At 70.2% G+C, this 20,369-nt stretch carries 25 protein-coding genes; 7 read left to right on the forward strand and 18 right to left on the reverse strand.

The annotated features are described in order from the left end of the window. The first annotated feature begins 97 nt into the window (after positions 1 to 97). From H0E82_RS12815 to H0E82_RS12830, 4 genes are all read left to right on the forward strand, one after another. Positions 98 to 652, forward strand: a complete 555-nt coding sequence (locus H0E82_RS12815; RefSeq protein ID WP_180545850.1) for a YqgE/AlgH family protein — start codon at positions 98 to 100, stop codon at positions 650 to 652. Beyond that, on the forward strand, positions 649 to 1,125 hold the full coding sequence (gene ruvX / locus H0E82_RS12820) for a Holliday junction resolvase RuvX (protein WP_180545851.1): 477 nt from the start codon (positions 649 to 651) through the stop codon (positions 1,123 to 1,125). The genes H0E82_RS12815 and ruvX overlap by 4 nt, the downstream gene beginning before the upstream one ends. 64 nt (positions 1,126 to 1,189) lie before the next feature. After that, complete coding sequence (locus tag H0E82_RS12825) at positions 1,190 to 2,131, forward strand: aspartate carbamoyltransferase catalytic subunit (RefSeq protein ID WP_180545852.1); 942 nt, start codon at positions 1,190 to 1,192, stop codon at positions 2,129 to 2,131. Positions 2,132 to 2,245: 114 nt separating this feature from the next. Continuing rightward, the gene (locus H0E82_RS12830) at positions 2,246 to 3,637 is read left to right on the forward strand and encodes an amino acid permease (protein WP_180545853.1); all 1,392 of its coding nucleotides are present in this window, start codon (positions 2,246 to 2,248) and stop codon (positions 3,635 to 3,637) included. Between the two features lie 9 nt (positions 3,638 to 3,646). On the opposite strand, the gene H0E82_RS12835 is transcribed toward H0E82_RS12830, so the two are convergent. The 16 genes from H0E82_RS12835 to H0E82_RS12910 form a co-directional block, all read right to left on the reverse strand. Further along, on the reverse strand, positions 3,647 to 4,405 hold the full coding sequence (locus H0E82_RS12835) for a carboxylesterase family protein (RefSeq protein WP_180546556.1): 759 nt from the start codon (positions 4,403 to 4,405) through the stop codon (positions 3,647 to 3,649). Between the two features lie 91 nt (positions 4,406 to 4,496). After that, positions 4,497 to 5,126, reverse strand: a complete 630-nt coding sequence (locus tag H0E82_RS12840) for a DUF1294 domain-containing protein (protein WP_180545854.1) — start codon at positions 5,124 to 5,126, stop codon at positions 4,497 to 4,499. Between the two features lie 7 nt (positions 5,127 to 5,133). Beyond that, the gene (gene mgtE, locus H0E82_RS12845) at positions 5,134 to 6,495 is read right to left on the reverse strand and encodes a magnesium transporter (protein WP_180545855.1); all 1,362 of its coding nucleotides are present in this window, start codon (positions 6,493 to 6,495) and stop codon (positions 5,134 to 5,136) included. 202 nt (positions 6,496 to 6,697) lie between these two features. Continuing rightward, a complete protein-coding gene (gene ptsP / locus H0E82_RS12850) occupies positions 6,698 to 8,446 on the reverse strand; it encodes a phosphoenolpyruvate--protein phosphotransferase (protein WP_180545856.1) in 1,749 nt (582 codons plus the stop codon). Then, entirely contained in the window at positions 8,446 to 8,715 is a 270-nt protein-coding gene (locus H0E82_RS12855) for an HPr family phosphocarrier protein (RefSeq protein ID WP_180545857.1), read from the reverse strand. Before H0E82_RS12855 ends, ptsP begins: the two co-directional genes overlap by 1 nt. 34 nt (positions 8,716 to 8,749) lie before the next feature. Then, complete coding sequence (locus H0E82_RS12860; RefSeq protein ID WP_180545858.1) at positions 8,750 to 9,142, reverse strand: PTS sugar transporter subunit IIA; 393 nt, start codon at positions 9,140 to 9,142, stop codon at positions 8,750 to 8,752. Positions 9,143 to 9,211: 69 nt separating this feature from the next. After that, positions 9,212 to 10,087 (reverse strand): RNase adapter RapZ, encoded by an 876-nt coding sequence (rapZ, locus tag H0E82_RS12865; RefSeq protein ID WP_180545859.1) that lies wholly within the window; start codon positions 10,085 to 10,087, stop codon positions 9,212 to 9,214. Beyond that, positions 10,084 to 11,043 carry an HPr(Ser) kinase/phosphatase gene (gene hprK / locus H0E82_RS12870; RefSeq protein WP_180545860.1) on the reverse strand — a complete coding sequence of 320 codons (960 nt, stop codon included), beginning with the start codon at positions 11,041 to 11,043 and terminating at the stop codon, positions 10,084 to 10,086. Before hprK ends, rapZ begins: the two co-directional genes overlap by 4 nt. 3 nt (positions 11,044 to 11,046) lie before the next feature. Further along, a complete protein-coding gene (locus H0E82_RS12875; RefSeq protein WP_180545861.1) occupies positions 11,047 to 11,514 on the reverse strand; it encodes a PTS sugar transporter subunit IIA in 468 nt (155 codons plus the stop codon). A gap of 36 nt (positions 11,515 to 11,550) precedes the next feature. Further along, positions 11,551 to 11,877 (reverse strand): ribosome hibernation-promoting factor, HPF/YfiA family, encoded by a 327-nt coding sequence (hpf, locus tag H0E82_RS12880; protein WP_180545862.1) that lies wholly within the window; start codon positions 11,875 to 11,877, stop codon positions 11,551 to 11,553. A 129-nt stretch (positions 11,878 to 12,006) separates the two neighbouring features. Beyond that, a complete protein-coding gene (locus tag H0E82_RS12885; protein ID WP_180545863.1) occupies positions 12,007 to 13,461 on the reverse strand; it encodes an RNA polymerase factor sigma-54 in 1,455 nt (484 codons plus the stop codon). A gap of 36 nt (positions 13,462 to 13,497) precedes the next feature. Further along, complete coding sequence (gene lptB, locus H0E82_RS12890) at positions 13,498 to 14,217, reverse strand: LPS export ABC transporter ATP-binding protein (protein ID WP_180545864.1); 720 nt, start codon at positions 14,215 to 14,217, stop codon at positions 13,498 to 13,500. Then, entirely contained in the window at positions 14,217 to 14,750 is a 534-nt protein-coding gene (gene lptA / locus H0E82_RS12895; RefSeq protein ID WP_180545865.1) for a lipopolysaccharide transport periplasmic protein LptA, read from the reverse strand. The genes lptB and lptA overlap by 1 nt, the downstream gene beginning before the upstream one ends. Further along, positions 14,728 to 15,294, reverse strand: coding sequence for an LPS export ABC transporter periplasmic protein LptC (lptC, locus tag H0E82_RS12900; RefSeq protein WP_180545866.1), 567 nt, complete (start codon positions 15,292 to 15,294; stop codon positions 14,728 to 14,730). The genes lptA and lptC overlap by 23 nt, the downstream gene beginning before the upstream one ends. Then, on the reverse strand, positions 15,294 to 15,806 hold the full coding sequence (locus tag H0E82_RS12905) for a KdsC family phosphatase (protein ID WP_235974309.1): 513 nt from the start codon (positions 15,804 to 15,806) through the stop codon (positions 15,294 to 15,296). The genes lptC and H0E82_RS12905 overlap by 1 nt, the downstream gene beginning before the upstream one ends. Positions 15,807 to 15,888: 82 nt before the next feature. Continuing rightward, positions 15,889 to 16,887 (reverse strand): KpsF/GutQ family sugar-phosphate isomerase, encoded by a 999-nt coding sequence (locus tag H0E82_RS12910; RefSeq protein ID WP_180546557.1) that lies wholly within the window; start codon positions 16,885 to 16,887, stop codon positions 15,889 to 15,891. 159 nt (positions 16,888 to 17,046) lie between these two features. On the opposite strand from H0E82_RS12910, the gene H0E82_RS12915 reads away from it, so the two are divergent. Genes H0E82_RS12915 through H0E82_RS12925 form a run of 3 tightly spaced genes read left to right on the forward strand, consistent with a single transcriptional unit; the run spans position 17,047 to position 18,863 of the window. Continuing rightward, positions 17,047 to 17,298: a BolA family protein gene (locus H0E82_RS12915; protein ID WP_180545868.1), complete on the forward strand. Its 252-nt coding sequence runs from the start codon at positions 17,047 to 17,049 to the stop codon at positions 17,296 to 17,298. Beyond that, positions 17,298 to 18,557: a UDP-N-acetylglucosamine 1-carboxyvinyltransferase gene (murA, locus tag H0E82_RS12920; protein WP_180545869.1), complete on the forward strand. Its 1,260-nt coding sequence runs from the start codon at positions 17,298 to 17,300 to the stop codon at positions 18,555 to 18,557. The genes H0E82_RS12915 and murA overlap by 1 nt, the downstream gene beginning before the upstream one ends. Positions 18,558 to 18,599: 42 nt before the next feature. After that, complete coding sequence (locus H0E82_RS12925) at positions 18,600 to 18,863, forward strand: hypothetical protein (RefSeq protein ID WP_328797029.1); 264 nt, start codon at positions 18,600 to 18,602, stop codon at positions 18,861 to 18,863. Positions 18,864 to 18,930: 67 nt separating this feature from the next. On the opposite strand, the gene H0E82_RS12930 is transcribed toward H0E82_RS12925, so the two are convergent. Continuing rightward, on the reverse strand, positions 18,931 to 19,650 hold the full coding sequence (locus H0E82_RS12930; RefSeq protein ID WP_180545871.1) for a DUF3108 domain-containing protein: 720 nt from the start codon (positions 19,648 to 19,650) through the stop codon (positions 18,931 to 18,933). Then, positions 19,647 to 20,366: a DUF3108 domain-containing protein gene (locus tag H0E82_RS12935; RefSeq protein WP_180545872.1), complete on the reverse strand. Its 720-nt coding sequence runs from the start codon at positions 20,364 to 20,366 to the stop codon at positions 19,647 to 19,649. Before H0E82_RS12935 ends, H0E82_RS12930 begins: the two co-directional genes overlap by 4 nt. Positions 20,367 to 20,369: the final 3 nt, after the last annotated feature.

The following is a 20,369-nucleotide window of genomic DNA, read 5'->3' on the forward strand; positions in this document are numbered from 1 at the left end:
CTCCCGGGTGAAGCCGACACCGATGCTGCCGTCCGCGACCGGCAATCCCGTCCGGCCTCAGCGGCGCCTGCACGTGGCGGCGGGCTAGAATGCCGTCATGTGGTCTCTCACCTACCAGGTACTGGTCGCGGTGCCCGCGTTGCAGGACCCTGATTTCTCGCGGGCGGTGACGCTCGTCTGCCAGCACGACGACGATGGCGCGATGGGCGTCGTGATCAACCGGGCCTCCGAGTACACGCTGGGCGACGTGTTCGAGCAGATGGGCATCGCCCTCCTGGACCGGCGCCTGCACGATCTTCCGGTGCTCACCGGCGGCCCTGTGCATCCGGAACGCGGCTTCGTGATCCATGACGGCGAAGGCGGCTGGGATTCCAGCCTCGCGATCGCCGAAGGGCTGTTCGTCACGACCTCGCGTGACGTGCTGGAGGCGATGGCGGTCGGCGAGGGGCCGGAGAACGCCGTGGTGGCGCTCGGCTGCGCCGGCTGGGGCGCCGGCCAGCTCGAACAGGAACTCACCCAGACCAGCTGGCTGACCGTGCCGGCGGACCCGCAGCTGCTGTTCGACACGCCGCTCGACGAGCGCTGGCAGGCCGCCGCGGGGCGCATCGGGGTGGACATGATGCACGTCGCCAGCCACAGCGGCCGGGCATGAGCATCGACGCCGCCGGCACGAGCACGATCCGCCGCGACGGCACGGTGCTCGGCTTCGATGTCGGTGCGCGCCGGATCGGGGTGGCCGTCGGCAGCGCCTTCGGACACGGCGCACGCGCGCTGGCGGTGATCGACGTGCACGGCGATCACGTCGACTGGCAGGCGATCGACCGACTGCACAAGGAATGGCGGCCCGACGGCATGGTGGTCGGCGACCCGATGACCCTGGACGGCGGCGATCAGCCGATCCGCGCCCGTGCGCATGCCTTCGCGCGCGAACTCGCACTGCGATACCGGGCGCCGGTGGTGCTGATGGACGAGCGCGCGAGTTCGATCGAGGCTGCGCAGCGGTTCGCACTGGATCGCGCCGAGGGGCGACGTCGCCGCCGTGACGCTGCGGCGCTGGACGCGGTGGCTGCGGCCGTGATCGTCGAACGCTGGCTCGCCTCGCCCGGTGACGCCACCCCGCTGTAGCACAGGGTCGCCGCCGCGCGTGGTGTGCTGGACAATGCGCCTTCCTGCCGCTCCCGACACCGCAATGTCCGTCACCTTCGAACCATTCGATTCCAAGGGGCGCCTGCGCCACCTGCTCACCCTCGATGGCATGCCGCGCGACACGCTGGTCGCATTGCTCGATCGTGCGCAGGCGTTGCTCGACGGCGACGTACGCAATGAGCGGTTGGCCGGGATCGCCATCTGCACGCTGTTCTTCGAGCCGTCGACGCGGACGCGGCTGAGTTTCCAGCGCGCCGCGCAGCGGCTCGGGGCGGACGTGCTCGGGTTCGACGCCTCCACGTCGTCGACCACCAAGGGCGAAACGGCGCTCGACACCTTCCGCAACATCGAAGCGATGGGCGTGCGCGGCTTCGTCGTGCGCCACGCGGCCGACGGCGCCGTCGCGGCGCTGGCGCGGGCGGCCGCGCCGGATGTGGCCGTGCTCAACGCCGGCGACGGCCGTACCGCCCATCCCACCCAGGGCCTGCTCGACATGCTGACCCTGCGCCAGGCCAAGGGCGCCGATTTCTCCGGCCTGCGTGTGGCGATCGTCGGCGACGTGAAGCACTCGCGTGTCGCCCGAAGCGACCTGCAGGCCCTGCGCACGCTCGGCGCCGGTGAAATCCGCGTCTGCGGACCGGAGCGGCTGTTGCCCGACGACGGCACCCTCGCGGGCTGCGAGGTCGGCGATGATCTCGACGCCGCGCTCGACGGCGTGGACGCGGTGATGATGCTGCGCCTGCAGCGTGAGCGCATGGAGGAGGGCCTGGTCGATTCGCTGGAGGATTACCACCGCGATTTCGGCCTGGACGCGCGACGCCTGCGCCGCGCGGCGCCCGATGCGGTGGTCCTGCATCCCGGGCCGATGAACCGCGGCGTGGAGATCAGCGACGAGGTCGCGGACGGTCCCCAGTCGCTGATCCTGCAGCAGGTGCGCAACGGCGTCGCGGTTCGCATGGCGGTACTGGAGACGCTGCTGGGCTAGTCGCGCGACGCTGCCGCAGCCGCATGCCTGTGCGCGGTGTGGCCGCGCGTGCACAGGGCCACCCGGGGCCGCGCCGAAGGAGTATCGTGCGCCGTCCCGAAGACGGCCCCCACGATGTCAGCGTCCGATCCCGCCACGTCCATCCCCGCCCATGCGGCCGCCTCGCCTGCCCAGGCATTGAAACCGCGGCAACTGGTGATGATGGGATTGGGCAGTGCGATCGGCGCCGGCCTGTTTCTCGGTTCGGGCGTCGGCGTGCAGGCGGCCGGGCCGGCCGTGCTTCTGTCGTATCTGATCGCCGGGGCCCTGGTGATCGTGGTCATGCACGCCCTGGGCGAGATGGCGGCAGCCAAGCCGGCGAGCGGCGCCTTCTCGGTGTACGCGGAGGACGCGATGGGCGCGACCGCGGGCGCCACGGTCGGCTGGCTCTGGTGGCTGCAGGTGGTCGTGGTGGTGGCGGCCGAAGCGGTCGGCGCCGCCGGGCTGCTGGCCACCTTGTGGCCGCAGGTCTCCGTGCCGGGACTGACCCTGGTGTTCATGGCGCTGTTCACCGCGATCAATCTGCTCGGCGTGCGCAACTTCGGCGAGTTCGAATTCTGGTTCGCGATTCTCAAGGTGATCGCGATCCTGGCCTTCATCGCCGTCGGCGTCGCCCTGCTGTTGGGCTGGTTGCCCGACGTGCCGTCGCCGCGCGGATCGAACTTCACGGCGCACGGCGGCTTCGCGCCGAACGGAATGATGGGGGTGGGGGCCGCGTTGCTGGTGGTGGTCTTCGCCTTCGGGGGCACCGAGATCGTCGCCATCGCCGCCGCCGAGACCGCGGATCCCGCGCGCAGCCTGGCCCGCGCGATCCGCACCGTCGCTTGGCGGATCCTGGTGTTCTATCTGGGGTCGATCGCGGTGATCGTCGCCGTGGTGCCGTGGACCAGCCCGGCGCTGGCCTCGCCGTTCGCGGCCGTGCTGCAGATCGCCCGCATCCCGGGCGCCGCCACCGCGATCACCCTGGTTGCAGTGATCGCGCTGCTGTCGGCGCTGAACGCCAATCTCTATGGCGCCTCGCGGATGATCTGGTCGCTGGCGCGTCGCGGCGAGGCGCCGGCCGTGCTCGGGCGCAGTGACCGGCGCCTGGTGCCGGTCGCGGCCGTGGTGGCCAGCGTGTCGTTCGGATTCGCCGCGGCCGCACTGGAGCTGCTCTTTCCGCAGCGCGTGCTGCCCACCCTGCTCAACATCGTGGGTGCCACCTGCCTGCTGGTGTGGACGATCGCCCTGGTGTCCCAGCTGATCCTCCGGCGCCGGGCGGACCGGGCCGGGATCGCGCTGCCGTACCGGATGCGCGCGTTTCCGCTGCCGACACTCGGCGCGCTCGGCATCCTCGGCCTGATCTTCGCGCTCCTGATCGCCGCGCCCGAGACGCGGACGCAGTTCCTGTCGATGGCGGCGCTGACGCTGGGCATCGCCGCACTCAGTGCATGGGCACGCCGTCTGCGCACCGCGCCTGCGCACTGAACTCGTTCGTCAGCGACGCTGCGCGAACAGCCACGACCACAGCGCCTCGGTTCGATAGGCCGCATCCCAGCTGTTGTGGTTGGCGTCGGGGAACTCGGTGTAGCGCACGTCCGCGCCGACGGCACGCAACGCCGCGTGCATGCGCCGCGACTGGTCCGGGGGCACGACGTCGTCGCGGGCCCCGTGGAAAAGCCAGCTCGGGATGTGGCGCAGGCGCCGCGCGGCGTCGGCGAACGGATCCGCGGCTGCACGCGTGGAGTCGACCTGCAGGGTGTCGAGATCGGGCCGGGTGCCCGGTGGCGTGATGCCGCCGCACACCGGCACCAGTGCAGCGAAGCGTGCCGGCTCGCGCAAGGCCAGGGACCAGGTGCCGTACCCGCCGCGCGACATTCCGGTCAGGGCGGTGCGGCTGCGGTCGCCGTCGAACGCATCCGTGGCGGCGTCCAGCGTTGCGAGTGCCATCGTCGCGGTCTCGCCTTCCCAGGACGTGCCTTCCGGCGATTGGGGGAACACGACGAGCGCGGGGAAGGTGTCCATCCGCGTGCGCAGATAGGGCCCGAGACCGGCCCGGGTCTGTTGCTCGCCGTCATTGCCGCGCTCGCCGGAGCCGTGCAGGAACAGCACCACCGGCAGCGGACGCGGCGCCGACGCCGCAGGGACGAAGACCTGGTAGGCGTCACGTCGCTGACCTGAGTGCAGCTCGCGGCGAACGAACCCACCCGCAGTGGTGCGCGTCGCAGGCAGGACGCCGGTGCATCCGCCGAGCATCGCGGATGCGCCGGCGAGCGCGACGCCCTGCAGCAGGCGGCGGCGGTTCGAGGATTGCAGAGACGAGGACATGAGCGCTCCGGATGGCGGGTCAGGCGAAGGTCCAAAGCGTCAGCGCGAGCAGATGCAAGGCCGACATCGCCAGATAGGACCTACGGTACGACGCCTTGGACCGTTTGTGCCGCAGCAGCTGCTGCGCGCATCCGGCCGCCGGCCAACCGCCGAGCAGCTCCAGCAGGTGCAAGTGGATTTCCGGCGTGCGCCGCCGACCGCGCTGCGCCGCCTGTTTGTCGACTGCGTACGCGACGAAGGTCAGCAGATTCAGACCTGCGAACGCGACAAGCGCCCCGGCGGACATGCGTCCGGCGGAGGACGCGATGCCCAGCAGCGACAGCCAGCCCACGGTCGCGATCCACAGTCCGGTCGGCCCGATCGCGGAACCCGGCGGGGCCGTCGACCGGGTGCGACCATCGCGCGCGGCGTGTCGCCGCGCCGCGTCCGCGACAGCGGCGACCCGGATCGCACCCCAGCGTCCATCGGGCTGGCGCTGCGGCATGAAGCGCACGCGCACGCCAGCGATCGGCCTGGCACCCCGCCGGTCGTAATCGCGTGCATGGAAGAACACGCGCTGCGGCAGGCCGGGCTGCGGATGCTCGGGCGTCAGGAAGCCGAAACCGCGGGCCTCGTTCCAGCGCTCGATGCGGCCGAATCCGGCGTCCATCGTGGACTCAGCGCAGCATGATCGTGGTGGCGAGGCCGAGGAAGCTGAAGAATCCCATGATGTCGGTCACGGCCGTCACCACGACGGTGCCCGCGACCGCGGGATCCACGCGCATGCGCTTGAGCAGCAGGGGCAGCAGAACACCGGCCAGCGCGGCCGAGCAGAAATTGATCACCAGCGCGGCGAAGATCACCAGCGACAGCACCCAGTCGTGGAACCAGACCAGGGCGACGAGGCCGACCAGGCTGCCGATGAGGACGCCGTTGATCAGCGCGACGCGTGCTTCCTTCCACAGCAGGATGCGTGCGTTGCTGGCGCCGACCTGGCCGAGCGCGATACCGCGGACCATCAGCGTCAGGACCTGCACCGCGGCATTTCCGCCGATGCCCGCGACGATCGGCATCAGCACGGCGAGCGCGACGATCTGCTCGATCGTCGCTTCGAAGCGGCCGATCACGAACGCGGCCAGAAACGCCGTGCACAGGTTGATGCCCAGCCAGACCACGCGGCCGCGCACCGCGCGCTTGATGGGCGAGAAGAGATCCTCGTCCTCGTCGAGACCGGCGGCCGACAGCGCCTGGTGTTCGGCCTGTTCGCGGATGATGTCGATCACGTCGTCGACCGTGATGCGGCCGAGCAGGACGTTGCCGTCGTCGACCACTGGTGCGGAGACCCAGTCGTTGTCGGAGAACTGGCGGGCGACGTGCTCGGCGGAATCGGCGACGTGGATCGAGTCGAGCTCGTCGTCGATCAGTTTGTTGATCGCGGTGCCGGGTTCGCGCGTCACCAGATCCTGCAGCGCGACCCAGCCCATCAGCTGATGGCGCCGATTGACGACGTACAGATGGTCGGTGTGCTCGGGAAGCTCGCCGCGCAGGCGCAAAAAGCGCAGGACCACGTCGACCGTGGTGTCGGCGCGCACCGTCACCACGTCGGGATTCATCAGCCGTCCCGCGGTGTCCTCGGGATACGACAGCACCTGTTCGAGACGCTCGCGGTTCTCGCGGTCCATCGCGCGCAGCACTTCGTCGATCACCGCGTCGGGCAGGTCCTCGACGAGATCGGCGAGGTCGTCGATGTCGAGATCTTCGACGGCTGCGACCAGCTCGTCCGGATCCATGTCGGCGATCAGACTCTCGCGGACTTCGTCACCGACGTGGACCAGCACCTCGCCATCGTCTTCGGGATCGACCAGCCCCCAGACGACCATGCGCTTGCCGTGCGGCAGCGACTCGAGCAGGTTGCCGATCTCGGCCGGGGCGAGCGTGTGGACCATCCGGCGCACCGGCCCGAGGCGACCGCTGTCGAGCGCGTCTGACAGCAGACGCAGCTGACGCGCGGTCTTGTCGGGGCGGACGGCGTCGGCCATGGAGCGGGTTCCGTTGCGCGTCGCGACAGACTGGGCGCGACAGGTCAGATATGCATACGCGCATTATCCGCGCTGCATGCGCATCTGCCCAGCCCGGGCAGCGCGTGCATGCGTCGAGACGCGTTCCGACGCGCCGTTCGAAGCGGCTGTCGTGCGCACGCGGACGGGACGCCGGTGCATGGGTCCCGGACGGGCGACGCGCTCAGGCGCGTGCGTCTCGATGCGGCGCATGGAGCGGTTGCGCTGCATCGAGCCAGCGTTCGAGCCCGGCGCGATCGCGCGCGCGCAGCAACGTGGGCAGCCTGGCCCTCAGGTGGCCCAGGTCCAGCGCGCGGATGGCACGCCGCACCTCGAGCAGCGGCGAGGGATGCAGGCTCAGTTCCTCCAGGCCCAGCGCCAGCAGCAGGGGCGTGAAACGGGCATCGCCGGCAATCTCGCCGCACACCGACACGGGCATCCCGCGTCCGCGCGCGATCCGGACCACGCCGTGCAGCAGGCGGATCACGGCCGGATGCAGCGGCGAGTACAGATCGCCCAATGCGTCGTTGTTGCGGTCGGCAGCCAGCAGGTACTGCACCAGATCGTTGGTGCCGATCGAGATGAAGTCGAGTTCGCGCACGAAGGCGGGCAGGGCGATCGCGGCCGAGGGCACTTCGATCATCGCCCCGAACGGAATCCGCTCGGCGGTGCCGTGGCCGGCGGCGCGCAGTTCGCGCTGGGCGCGGTCGAGCAGCGCTCGCACGGCGAGCACTTCTTCGCGCCCGCTGATCATCGGCACCAGCACGCGCACCGGTCCGTAGCCCGATGCGCGCACGATCGCGCGCAGCTGGGTCAGCAGCAGGCCGTCGCGCGCCATCGACAGCCGCACGCCGCGCAGACCCATCGCCGGGTTCGGCTCGTGGCGCAGGGCCAATCCGGTTTCGTCCGCCTTGTCGGCGCCGATGTCGAGCGTGCGGATGGTCACCGTGCGGCCGGTCATGCCGAGCACGAGGTCGCGATAGGCGCGGAACTGCTCTTCCTCGTCGGGGATGCGCCGGCCCTGCAGGAACAGGAATTCGGTGCGATAGAGCCCGACGCCGGCAGCGCCGAGCGCATGTGCCTCGGCGACGTCCTCGCGCGACTCGGCATTGGCGTAGAGGCGGATGTCGACGCCGTCGAGCGTCTTGCTCGGCTCGCGGCGCAGGCGACGCAGCTGTTTGCGTTCGCGCTTCTCCTCGCGCAGCCGATCGCGATAGCGGCGCAGGTCGTCGGCATTCGGCTCGACGATCACTTCGCCCGAGGCGCCGTCGATCATCAGCACGTCGCCGTCGTTGATCTGCGCCAGGGCGTGCGGCGCATTGACCACCAGCGGCAGGTGCAGGCTGCGGGCGAGGATCGCCGAGTGCGACAGGGTGCTGCCGCTGGACGTGACCACGCCCAGGACGCCACGCGCCTGCAGGCGGCCGATCTCCGAGGGCGCGATCGCATCGCTCACCAGGATCTCGCCGGCGACCCCCTGCAGTTCCGCCTCGTGCGCGTGCAGCGCGGCGTGGACACGCCCGATCACATGGTCGATGTCCTCGATACGGCTGCGGAAGTAGGCGTCGTCCATCGCCTCGAAGACCGCCGCGAGGCGGTCGCGCTGCAGACGCAGGGCGTAGTCCGCGCCGTAGAGCCGGGTCATCACCAGTTCGTCGAGGCCCTGCAGGAGCTCCGGGTCGTCGAGCAACAGGGTGTGCAGATCGAGAAACTCGCCCACCTCGTGCGCCAGCGCGCCATGCAGCTGGTCGCGCATGGCGCGGATCTCGGCGCGGACCTGGGCGATCGCCGCGTGCAGCCGCTGGAGTTCGGCCGGCGCATCGCCGGCGGCGATCCGGGTCTCGGCGACCTCGAGCGCGTGCGGCTCGCGTACGCGGGCCCGGCCGAGCGCGTTGCCGCGCGAGGCGCCCTGCCCGTGAAGGCCCTGGCGCATCAGCCTTCCTCGTCGAACCTGCGTTCGAACAGGTCGGCGGCCGCGTCCATCGCGGCCGCTTCGTCGTCGCCGTCGACGCGGAGCACCACGCGCGTGCCGTGTCCGGCGGCCAGCAGCATCACCCCCATGATGCTCTTGGCATTGACCTCGCGGCCCTTGGCGACCAGCGTGGCATTGCAGCGGAACGCCGACAGCACCTGCACCAGCTTGGCGGTCGCGCGCGCATGGAGGCCGAGCCGGTTGGCGACGAGCAGTTCACGTTCGATCATCGGGGAGCCTGTCCTTGGAACGGGGAATCGGCCCTCAGGCCTCGTCGAGCACGACGCCGTTGCGGGCGCCGGCCGCCGCGGTGGCCGGCAGTTCGTGCAGTGCCTGCTCAGGATAGTTCATCACCCGCAGCAGCATCGGCAGGCTGAGCGCCGACACGCGGTGCGCCGGCGTGCCCAGACGCGCCAGTGCACCGGCCACGTTGCTGGGTGTGGCGCCGTAGAGATCGGTCAGGATCAGCACGCCGTCGCCGTCGTCCACGGTGCGCAGCGCGGCACTCGCGCGCGGCAGCGCATGGTCCACCGTCTCGTCGAACGGCACCTCGAACACCGCGGTCCGCAGCGGCAGCCGGGTCAGCAGCCGGGTGGCCACCGCATGGATCGCGGTCCCGATGCCCTCGTGGGTCAACAGCAGTACGCCTACGCTCATGCGGCGCACGTTAGCAGAGGGGCATGACACGCCGGAAGCACCGGACGATGCGCCGGCCCCCCGCGCGGATCAGTCGAGCTCGCGGTGATACGTGGCCACGTCCCGCCAGCCCTGTTCGCGCGCGTGACGCGCCAGGACCTCGGCCAGGTACACCGAACGGTGACGCCCGCCGCTGCAGCCGAAGGCCACGGTCACGTAGCTGCGCGTCGCGCTGCGCATGCGCGGCAGCCAGGTATCCAGGAACTGGGCCACCTGCGCGGCGTAGTCGCCGACCTCGGCGTGGCCCTCGAACCAGGTACGCACGTCGACGTCCCGCCCCGACAGCGGCCGCATCCGCGGATCCCAGTGCGGGTTGGGCAGCGCGCGCGCGTCGAACACGAAATCCGCATCGGCGGGGACGCCGTGCCGGTAGGCGAACGACTCGAACAGCAGCGATACCGAATCGTCGTCGGCGAGCTGCAGCTCGGTGACGATGCGCCGGCGCAGCTGGTGGACGTTGAGATCGCTGGTGTCGATGACCGTGTCGGCCAGGGTGCGCAGCGGGCGCAGCAGGCTGCGCTCCAGGGTGATTGCATCGGCGAGCGACAGCCCGGCGCGTCCGAGCGGATGCCGCCTGCGGGTGTCGGCGAACCGGCGCAGCAGCACCTCGTCGCCGGTTTCGAAGAACACCAGCCGTGGATCCAGCCCCAGGCGGCCCACGTCGGCCAGCCAGGTCGGCACCTTCGACAGGTCGGTATGGCGGTTGCGCACGTCGATGCCCACGGCGAGGCGGCGCGGCGGATCGTCGGCGCGGGTGATGTTGGCGACGAATTCGCCGAGCATGCCCGCCGGCAGGTTGTCGACGCAGTAGAAATCGAGGTCCTCGAACGTCCGCAGCGCCACGGACTTGCCGCTGCCCGACAGGCCGCTGACCACGTACAGCACCGGCGGCGCTGGGGCGGTCATGGCGCGCTGCGCTCGAGGAAATGCGAGTGCCGCGCGAGGAACGCGGCCGCAGGGTCGAGGCCCTTGGTGCGCAAAATATGGGTGCGCGTCGCCGCCTCGGTGAGCACCGCGAGATTGCGACCGGGCATCACCGGCAGGGTGATCAGCGGGACGTCGAGGTCGAGCACGCGGCGTACCCCGAGGTCGCCGGTCAGTCGGACCATCCCGTCGCCGTCGCCGGCCATGGTGTCGGCATTCGGGCGTGCGAGATGGACGATCAGCCGCAGGTACTTGTTCCGCTTCACGGCCGTGTCGCCGAACATCTCGCGGATGTTGAGCACGCCCAGGCCGCGCAGTTCCAGCAGATCCTGCAGCAGCTCGGGACAGGCGCCGTCGAGCACGTCAGGGGCGATCTGGGTGAACTCCGGAGCGTCGTCGGCCACCAGGCGGTGCCCGCGGGTCAGCAGTTCGAGAGCCAGTTCGCTCTTGCCCGAGCCCGACTCGCCGGTGATCAGCACGCCGATCGAGTACACCTCCATGAAAACGCCATGCAGGGTGATCCGCGGCGCCAGCACCCGCGCGAGGTGGTACTGGAAGAGATTGAGCAGCTCGTGCCCGCGGTTGGGCGAGCTCCACAGGGGGGTCTGGAGTTCCTCGGCCGCCTCGCGCAGGTCCTCGGGACAGGGCTGATCCTTGCTGATCACGAGGGCCAGCGGCCGATACTGGATCATCCGCTCGATGGTTTCCCAGCGCAGCCGCGAATCCAGGCTGTCGAGCCAGGCGAGCTCCTCGGTTCCGAGGATCTGCACCTTGTTGGGATAGATGATGTTGAGATAGCCCGCCAGCGAGGGTCGCCGCGCGACGGTTTCGACCGACTCGATCGAACGGCTGCCCCCGGACTGGCCGGCGAGCCATCGCAGTCCGAGGCGGTCCTGCAACTGCGCGAACAGTTCCTGCGCCTGGATGCTCGCGTCCACGGCTCAGGCCGACGCGGGCTGTGGTGCGGGATCGAGCAGCAGGCCGCGAAGACGGGGCAGATCGCGTGCCTCGCGCAGCGCATCGCGGAAGTCCGCGTCGGAAAAGCGTTCGACGAGGCCCGAGAGGATCTGCAGATGCTGCTCGACCAGGTGCTCCGGCACGCACATCGCATAGACCAGATCCACCGGCTCGCCGTCACTGGCGCCGAAATCGATGGGGTGCGACAGGCGGAGGAAGGCCGCGCGCGGTTCGCGGAATGCCGCGGAGCGGGCATGCGGGATCGCGACACCCCGGCCGATTCCGGTACTGCCCAGCTGCTCGCGATCGCGCAGCCCCTGGGCCAGCACCGGCGTGGTCATCGGGGAATTGCCCGCCAGCAGGCGGGCGGCGGAGTCCAGCACGATGTCGCGGGACCCCGGCGCGACCAGCATCACGATGCGGTCGGCCGAGAGCAGATCGGAAAAAGACATGCCGCGCGGGCCCGGACGGGAACGTGGAGGCGAAGCCTAGCCGAAAGTGCCGTCCCGTGCAGGGTTCTCACCCCGGTGGTGGTCGACGGTCTTCTTGCGGTGCTTGAGCACCAGGCGGTCGAGCTTGTCGGCGAGCAGGTCGATGGCGGCGTACATGTCCACCGCCGTGGCGTCGGCATGCAGGGTCTTGCCTGCGATCAGGACGTTGGCCTCGGCCTTGTGGTTCGGCTTGTCGAGACTGAGCTGGGCGCGCACGTCCAGCGGACGTTCGAAGTGCCTGGAGAGCTTCTGCAGCTTGGTCTCCACGTAGTCGCGCAGCGCGGGCGTCACCTCGATCTGATGGCCATGGGTCTCGACGTGCATCGGCAACCTCCTTCAGCGGTGGGTAGAACCCCGGCGCGGGACGCCGGCGGTCGGGTCCAGAGTAGCGCGACCCACAGTGCGCGCAAGCGCCGGGGTCGCATCCATGTGACCCGTCCGGCGCAGGAAGGTTCAGGCGATGCGGACGCGCTCGTGCGAGGACGGGATGTGCAGCGCTTCGCGGTACTTGGCCACCGTGCGCCGCGCCACCGGGACCCCTGCCGCCTTGAGCAGGTCGGCCAGCCGCGCGTCCGACAGCGGCTTGCGCGGGTCCTCGGCATCGACCAGGCCACGGATCATGTGCTGGATCGCGGTGCTCGACGCCTCGCCCCCGCCGTCGGTGCCGATGCCGGAATCGAAGAACGCCTTCAACGGGAGCGTGCCGCGCGGCGTGTGCGCGTACTTGCGCGCGACGGCGCGCGACACCGTGGACTCGTGCATGCCGATCTCGTCGGCCACCTCGCGCAGGGTCAACGGCCGCAGCGCCCGCTTGCCGAATTCGAGGAATCCCGATTGTTGCCGCGCCAGGCAACGCACGACTTTGAGCAGGGTCTCGCCCCGCGCCTCGAGATTCTTCAGCAGCCACCGCGCTTCCTGCAGGCGCCCGCGCATATACCCTGCATCGCTGGAGCCGGCGTGCTGGATCATCTGCTCGTAGCCGCGATGGATGGTCAGTCGCGGAAAGTGGCTCGCCGCAAGTGCGACCCGCCAGACCCCGTTGTGACGGGTGATGACGCAGTCGGGCGTGACGTAATCATCGTGCGGCACCGCACCGATGCGCGCGCCGGGCTTGGGATCGAGGCTGCGCAGCAGGTGGAGCGCGGTCTCGGCCTCGTCCTGGCTGCAGCCCAGCGCCTCGGCCAGACCCGCCGTGCCGAGCCGGGGCAGGCGTTCGATCTGTTCGAGGGCGGCCCGCCGTGCCAGCGCCCGGCCGGGCGTATCGGGCGGCAGCGGCTCGAGCTGCAGGCACAGGCATTCGCCGAGATCGCGCGCGCCCACCCCCGGCGGATCGAACCGCTGGATGCGGCAGAGCACCGCGCTGACTTCCGCGGTGCTCGCATGCGTTTCCGGACGCAGCATCGCGGCGATGTCCGCAAGCGGTTCGCGCAGATAGCCGTCGTCGTCGATCGCATCGATCAGTGCGATGCCGATGTTGCGGTCGCGCGTCGACATGGGGCTGAGGTGGAGCTGCCAGGTCAGGTGGTCGCGCAGGCTGTCGTTCTGCACCATGCGGTCGGCGGGGTCGCCGTCGCCGTCCTGGTCGCCACTCCCGCCGCCGGCGGCCGTACTGCGGTCGTACCAGGCTTCGTCGCCGGCTTCCCACGTGCCGACGTCGCCGTCATCGGCGCCGCGGCCGCCCTCGTCCCCGTCGCCGGACTGCCGCGAGTCGGGCGCGGCACCACGCTCGCCCGCGGGCGTTGCGATCGTGTCCGGCTCCTCCCAGTCGAGCAGCGGATTGCTCTCCACCGCGGCCGCGATCTCGGTTTCCAGTTCCACCGCCGACAGCTGCAACAGGTGCAGGGCCTGACGCAGCTGGGGCGTCAGGACGAGGGTCTGGCCCAGCGATGTCTGCAGACGTGGCTTCATCGTGCCCGGAGTTCCGTGACCGGGTGCGCGCGGCCGCTACAGCCTGAAGGAGTCACCAAGATAGACGCGACGCACATCGGGATTGGCGAGCAACGCGTCCGGAGCCCCCTGCGCGAGCACGCCGCCATCGCTGAGGATATACGCCCGATCGCAGATTCCCAAGGTTTCACGCACATTGTGATCGGTGATCAACACCCCGATCCCGCGTTCCTTGAGGTGGGTGACGATGCGCTGGATCTCGCCGACCGAAATCGGATCGACGCCCGCGAAGGGTTCGTCGAGCAGGATCATGCGGGGGTTCGCAGCCAGCGCTCGGGCGATCTCGACCCGTCGGCGTTCGCCGCCCGACAGGCTGGCGCCTGCCTGATCGGCGACGTGGCTGATCTGGAGTTCGTCCATCAGGTCCGCCAGCGTCCTGGCACGCCCGGCGCGATCGAGATCGTCGCGGAGCTCCAGGACCAGCATGATGTTGTCGGCCACGCTGAGCTTGCGGAACACCGACGGTTCCTGAGGCAGGTAGCCGACGCCGCGCTTGGCGCGGGTGTACATCGGCTCGGCAGTGATGTCGCGGCCATCGAGCACGATGCGTCCGGCATCGGCGGGAACCAGGCCGACGATCATGTAGAAACAGGTCGTCTTGCCCGCGCCATTGGGGCCGAGCAGCCCGACCACTTCGCCCGACTCCAGGGTGAGGCCGAAATCCTTGACGATTTCGCGCTGCCGATAGCGTTTACGCAGGCCTTCGACGACCAGCATCAGGGCGTGCCTGCCGGTGGCGTCTGTGCGGGCTGGCGGTTGCGCGGCTCGAACTGCATGCGCACGCGGCCCTGGCCCTCGCCGCCGCCCTGGACCTGGCCGGTCGACATGTTGTAGACGATGCGCTGGCCCTCCATGCGCCCGCGACCGGGCTGGTTGACCACGGCATTGCCGGTCAGCACGACGGTGTCGTTGGGCAGGTTGTAATCGGCCTGCGCGGCGGTCGCGTCGACCCAGCCGCCATCGTCCATCTGCTGCTTCATGCGCACCGGTCCGCCGGTCAGGATCACCCGCTGGAAGTCGCCATTGGCCCGGCGCAGGTCCGCCCGGGTCGCATCGATCTGCAGCGTGCCCTGGGTGATGGTGACGCCGCCCGACAGGATGCACGGCAGGCGCTCGTTGCTCACCGAGCAGTCGCTCGCGCCTGCCTCGACGCCGAGCGTCTGGTTGCGATCGGACGACTTGGCGACGACGGCGAGCGGGACGAGGGCGGCGGCAAGCAGCAGCAGCCTAGCGACGGGGAGTGTGCTCATTGCGGAATCTCACCTGGGAGAGAAGCTCGATCCGTCCGGAGTCGAGGTCGGCACGCATGCCAATGCCCTGCATTGTAGTGCCGGGCTGGGTGACCACCACGGCGGTCTCGGTGCCGGCCTGGTTGCGTTGCGGGTAGAGGTCCAGCGCCTCGGTGCGCATGGTCGTCGGGCGCGGCGCTGCGTCCGGGCTGGTCGCCGTGACCTCGCCGCGCAGGCGCACTTCCTCGTTGTCTTCCGACACCCAGCCGGTCGTGGAGACCACCTGCCAGCGCCCGCTGCCGTCTTCGGCGGGAATGTGGAAGACCGGCGTCTCGATCTCGAGCGAGCGTGCGCCGGGCGTCTGCAGCAGTCGGGGCGCAGCCACCGAGAACGCCTCCTGTCCCTGGGCATCGAGCGCGACGAGGTCGAAGTCGCGGAGCAGGTAATCGGTCCGGCCGTCGGTCGTCGTCAGCGCGGCCTGCGCGTCGCCCTGCCGCCACGCGGACCAGCCGGACACCAGGGCGCCGACCAGCAACGCGAGGGTCAATGTGATACGCCAGTTCATCACGACACCCGCCCGTCGGCATGCGACGTCGCGAGCCGCTCCTGGGCATGCAGGATCAGCTCGCAGAGCTCGCGTCCTGCGCCGCGTCCGCCCTCCGCGCGCGTACGCCAGTGCGCCGCTTCCGCCGCACAGCGCTGCGCATCCGCGGGGGCGACCGCCAGGCCGGCGATGCGCATCACGCCGACATCGGCCAGGTCGTCGCCCATGAAGGCCATCTCGTCGGGCCCGATGTCGAGTGCCGCGCAGAGCTGCTCGACCCGCTCGCGCTTGTCGGCGACATGGACGTAGGCCTCGATGCCGAGGTCGGCGGCCCGGCGCTCGACGATGCCGCCGCGCCGCGCCGTGACCATCGCGACCGCGATTCCGGCCTTGCGCAGCAGCACGAGCCCCTGGCCGTCGTGCACGTGGAAGGTCTTGGTTTCACGGCCCTCGGTGTCGAACGTCAGCGCGCCGTCGGTCAGGGTGCCATCCACGTCGAAGCAGGCCAGCCGCACGCGCCGCGCGCGTGCCATGACGGCATCGGGCACCGAGTCGAATACAGCGTGCGGCGGGTGGGAAGGCATCGGTTCGGTCGCGTCCATGAACAGGGAAGGGTTACACCACGCGCGCGCGCAACAGGTCCTGAATGTTCAGGGCCCCGACCACGCGACGGTCGCCGTCGACGACCGGCAGCATCGTGATCTTGCGGGTCTCCATCAGCCGGGCGGCTTCGACGGCCAGCGCGTCGGCTTCGACGCTGGTCGGATCGCGGGTCATCACGTCGGCGATCCGGGCGCTGCGCACGTCCATGGCCGGATCGGTCAGCGTGCGTCGAAGATCGCCATCGGTGAACAGGCCGATCAGCCGGCCCGCATCGTCCACCACCACGGTCATGCCGAGGCGCTTGCGGCTCATCTCCATCAGCGCATCGGCCAGCGAAGCATCGGCAGCGACGGCGGGGATGGCATCGCCGCCGTGCATGACGTCGCGGATGTGCAGCAGCAGGCGACGGCCGAGCGCACCGGCCGGGTGCGAGCGGGCGAAATCGTCCGCGGTGAAGCCGCGTGCCTCGAGCAGGGCCACGGCCAACGCGTCGCCCATCGCCAGCGAGGCGGTGGTGCTGGACGTCGGCGCCAGCGCCAGCGGGCACGCCTCGGCCGGCACGCTGATATCCAGATGCACTTCCGCGGCCGCGGCGAGGGTCGATGTCGGCCGGCCGGTCATCGCGATGAGCGGATTGCCCTGACGCTTGAGCACAGGCAGCAGCATGAGGATCTCGTCGGACTCTCCGGAATACGACAGTGCCAGCACGACGTCCGCATCCGTGATCATGCCGAGGTCGCCGTGCCCGGCTTCGCCGGGATGGACGTAAAACGCCGGCGTGCCCGTGGACGCGAGCGTCGCCGCGATCTTGCGCGCGATGTGCCCCGACTTGCCCATGCCGGTGCAGACCACCCGGCCGCGGCAGGCCAGCATGCGCGCACAGGCCGCGCTGAACTCGCCGTCCAGCCGCGCGGCGACCGCCTGCAGCCCGTCCACTTCGGTCGCGAAGACACGACGGCCGGCATCGGCGAACGAGAACGTGGCGACGTCGTGCGCCGCGGGGTGGACCATATCCGCCAAGGGGCTTTTCCGTTAGGCTAAGCCATTCATTTTATGCGCTTCCCGCCGTGAATGCCCCGCGACCGGCGGCGTCGGCGATGACGGCTCACCCGCGCTTCACCTGCGCGAGACGACGTTCACGGCCCGGCAGCGCGGCCACAGGACCGATCCTTGGATACCCAGACCATCACCCACCTCATCCAGCAGGGGATGCCCGATGCCGTGGTCCTTGTACAGGGCGACGACGGCGTACATTTCGAGGCGCTGGTCGTCTCGCCGGCGTTCGCCGGCAAGCTGCCGCTTGCCCGGCACCGCATGGTCTACGCCACCCTCGGAGACCGCATGGGCGGCGAGATCCATGCTCTGGCCTTGCGCACGTTGACCCCGGATGAACACGCGCGCGCCGGCGGAGCGACAGGCTGATGGCCAAGATCATCGTGACCGGAGGCGTGCCGCTGCGGGGCGAGGTACGCGTGTCGGGCGCCAAGAATGCCGTGCTGCCAATCCTCTGCGCGACCCTCCTGGCCGATGCGCCGGTCGAGATCGGCAACGTGCCGCACCTGCACGACGTCCTGACCACGATCAAGCTCCTCGAAGGCCTCGGCGCGGCCGTCGAACACGATGTCGCCGGCGCGCGCGTCGTGGTGGATCCACGCGCGGTGCACAGTCATGTCGCGCCGTACGAGCTGGTGCGCACGATGCGTGCGTCGGTCCTGGTGCTCGGACCGCTGCTGGCACGGTTCGGCGCGGCCGAGGTCTCGCTGCCCGGCGGTTGCGCCATCGGCGCACGGCCGGTCGACCTGCACATCAAGGCGCTCGAAGCGCTGGGCGCGGAGATCTCGGTGGAACACGGCTTCATCCGCGCGCGCGCCGAGCGTCTGCGCGGTGGGCACGTGGTCTTCGAGACGATCAGCGTGGGCGCGACCGAGAACGTGCTCATGGCGGCCACCCTGGCCGAGGGCACGACCCTGATCGACAACGCGGCGCGCGAGCCGGAGATCGTCGACCTGGCCGAATGCCTGATCGCGATGGGCGCCGACATCCGCGGCGCCGGAACCTCCCGGATCGAGGTCCGCGGCGTGGCGAAGCTGCGCGGCGCGCGGCATGCCGTGATCGCCGACCGCATCGAGACCGGCACCTTCCTGGTCGCCGCGGCGATGACCGGCGGGCGGGTGACCGCGACGGCGGCGCGCCCGGACACCCTGGGCGCGGTGCTCGACAGACTGCGCCAGGCGGGCGCCGGCGTGGAGATCGCCGCCGATCGGATCACCGTGGACATGGAAGGGCGTCGACCGCGCGCGGTGGACATCGTCACCTCGCCGCACCCCGGCTTTCCCACCGACATGCAGGCGCAATTCATGGCGCTGGACTGCGTTGCCGACGGCACGGCCACGATCGACGAGACGATCTTCGAAAACCGCTTCATGCATGTGAACGAGCTGATGCGGCTCGGCGCGGACATCGCCATCGACGGTCCGCGGGCGACGGTGCGGGGCGTGGCCAGACTCAGTGGGGCACCGGTGATGGCCACCGATCTGCGCGCGTCCGCTTCGCTGATCCTGGCCGGACTGATGGCCGAGGGTGAGACCACCATCGACCGCATCTACCACCTCGACCGGGGCTACGAGCACATCGAACGCAAGCTCTCCGGACTGGGTGCACGCATCCGCCGGGTGGGGTGATCGATGGCGTTCCGGGGGCATCTGTCCAGGAGACGGCTGGCCGTGCTGCTGACGCTCGCCGTGCTGCTCGTGACCCTGGCCTGGCTGCAGGCGACCGGCTCGGCCGCGTTGAGCGGCATGTCGGCGCAGGAGATGGACTGGGACGAGGACGGCACACTGTCGCGGAGCGACATCCTGCGCAGCGTCTTTTCCGTGGTGGCCGAGCGGCGCACCGAGGGCACGCGCAGCTGTGTCGAGTATCGCTGGCGCCGCAGCGGCGAGGTGATCCGGCTGGAGTGCCGCACCACGCTCGCCGATCCGCAGTAAGAGGCTGCGAACGAAAAAGCCCCGCAATGCGGGGCCTTTCGTCGGTCGCGAGCGACGCCGCGTCGCTTCAGTTGACCGCCTGCAGGCGCATGTCGATGACGTCCTTGCCGTCACGGCGCTGCAGCAGACGCGCCGGCACCGGCAGGTCGTCGACGATCCAGGCCACGATCTGGCGTCGGCCATCCGTGCGTACCACCTTGGTCGCCTGCAGGTTGCGGCCGCCTACGGTCACCTGTTCGGTGCCCTGGCGCTCGAACACCTGGCGCTTGCTGCGGCCGTCCTCCACCAGCCGGTAACGCAGCGGCGACTTGCCTGCCTGCACGTCCCGCACGAGCGCGAGATTCATCAGCATGCCGTCCATGTCGCCCTGCTGCAGACGCACCGGCCCGCCCTGGTCGTCCTTGACGTCGCCGGTCCAGCGGGCCTCTCCGGCGGACCAGTCGTAGGTGGCGTTGACGTTGCGACGACGGACCAGCATGGCCGCGATGCCGGACTCGCCACGCTGGGAGTCGATGCTGCTCAACGGGCGCAACTGGTCGCCATTGGCCTCGAAGACGGTGCTCTGCTCGAGTCGTGCCCCGGCGCCCGCGACCTGCAGGCCGTACTTCCAGCGGTTGCCGCCTTCACGGGCCAGATTCATGTTGGCATCGGCGCGCATGCCCATGAAGGTGGCCTGGTAGGTCGCGGTGAACGGCTCGAGCGCCAGCGCCGGCAGCGCGGCGAGAGCGAGCAGGGCGGCCGCGCAGGCCTGCAGGGGTCGCGAGATGATTCGGTTGGGCTTGCTCATGGTGCTCCTTGGTATTCGACGAGACGCAGGTCGACCGCGTCCTCGCCGTCTTCGCGTTGCAGGATGCGGACCGGCGTCGGCACGCCGTCCGCCACCCACAGAATCATCTCGTCGTTGCCGCCATTGGTTCGTGAAACACGCAACGCCGAATAGCTCATCTCGCCCAGCGGGACGGTTTCCGCTTCGCCGGCGGCCTGATACTGGTACTCGCGCACCCGGCCACCATCCACGAAGCGGTAGCGCAACGCCGCGCCCGGCGCCGCGTCGCGGATCACGGCGAGGTTGATCAGCAGCGCACTCATGTCGCCCGGCTGCAGCGCCACGGGATGCTGGCGGTCCTTCTTGAGATCACCGGTCCAGCGGGCAACGCCGCGACTCCAGTCGTAGACACCCGAGACCGTCCGACTGAAGAACACGGCCGCCTTGCGCACCGTGGTCTGCCGCAGCGGGCGGTAAACCGCGTCCGCGACGTCGAACGCCGTGTTCTGGGAAAGATTGAGGCCCACGATGCCTGCGAATCCGCGCTCGCCGCGGATGTCGAGCGACACGTTCCACTGCGAGGCGCGCGGCTCCAGCCGCATCGTAGCCGACCCCGCCGCCTTGCCCTGGTACCAGGCCTCGTAGGTCGCCACGAACGGACGCAACTCGACCGCGGCGGCCGGCGGGGCCAGCGCGAGGCAGGCGAGCAACGCGATCGGGGCAGGGTACAGGCGCATCAG

This window comes from Luteimonas deserti (assembly GCF_013425765.1).
In the GTDB taxonomy this organism is placed as follows: Bacteria; Pseudomonadota; Gammaproteobacteria; order Xanthomonadales; family Xanthomonadaceae; genus Luteimonas; species Luteimonas deserti.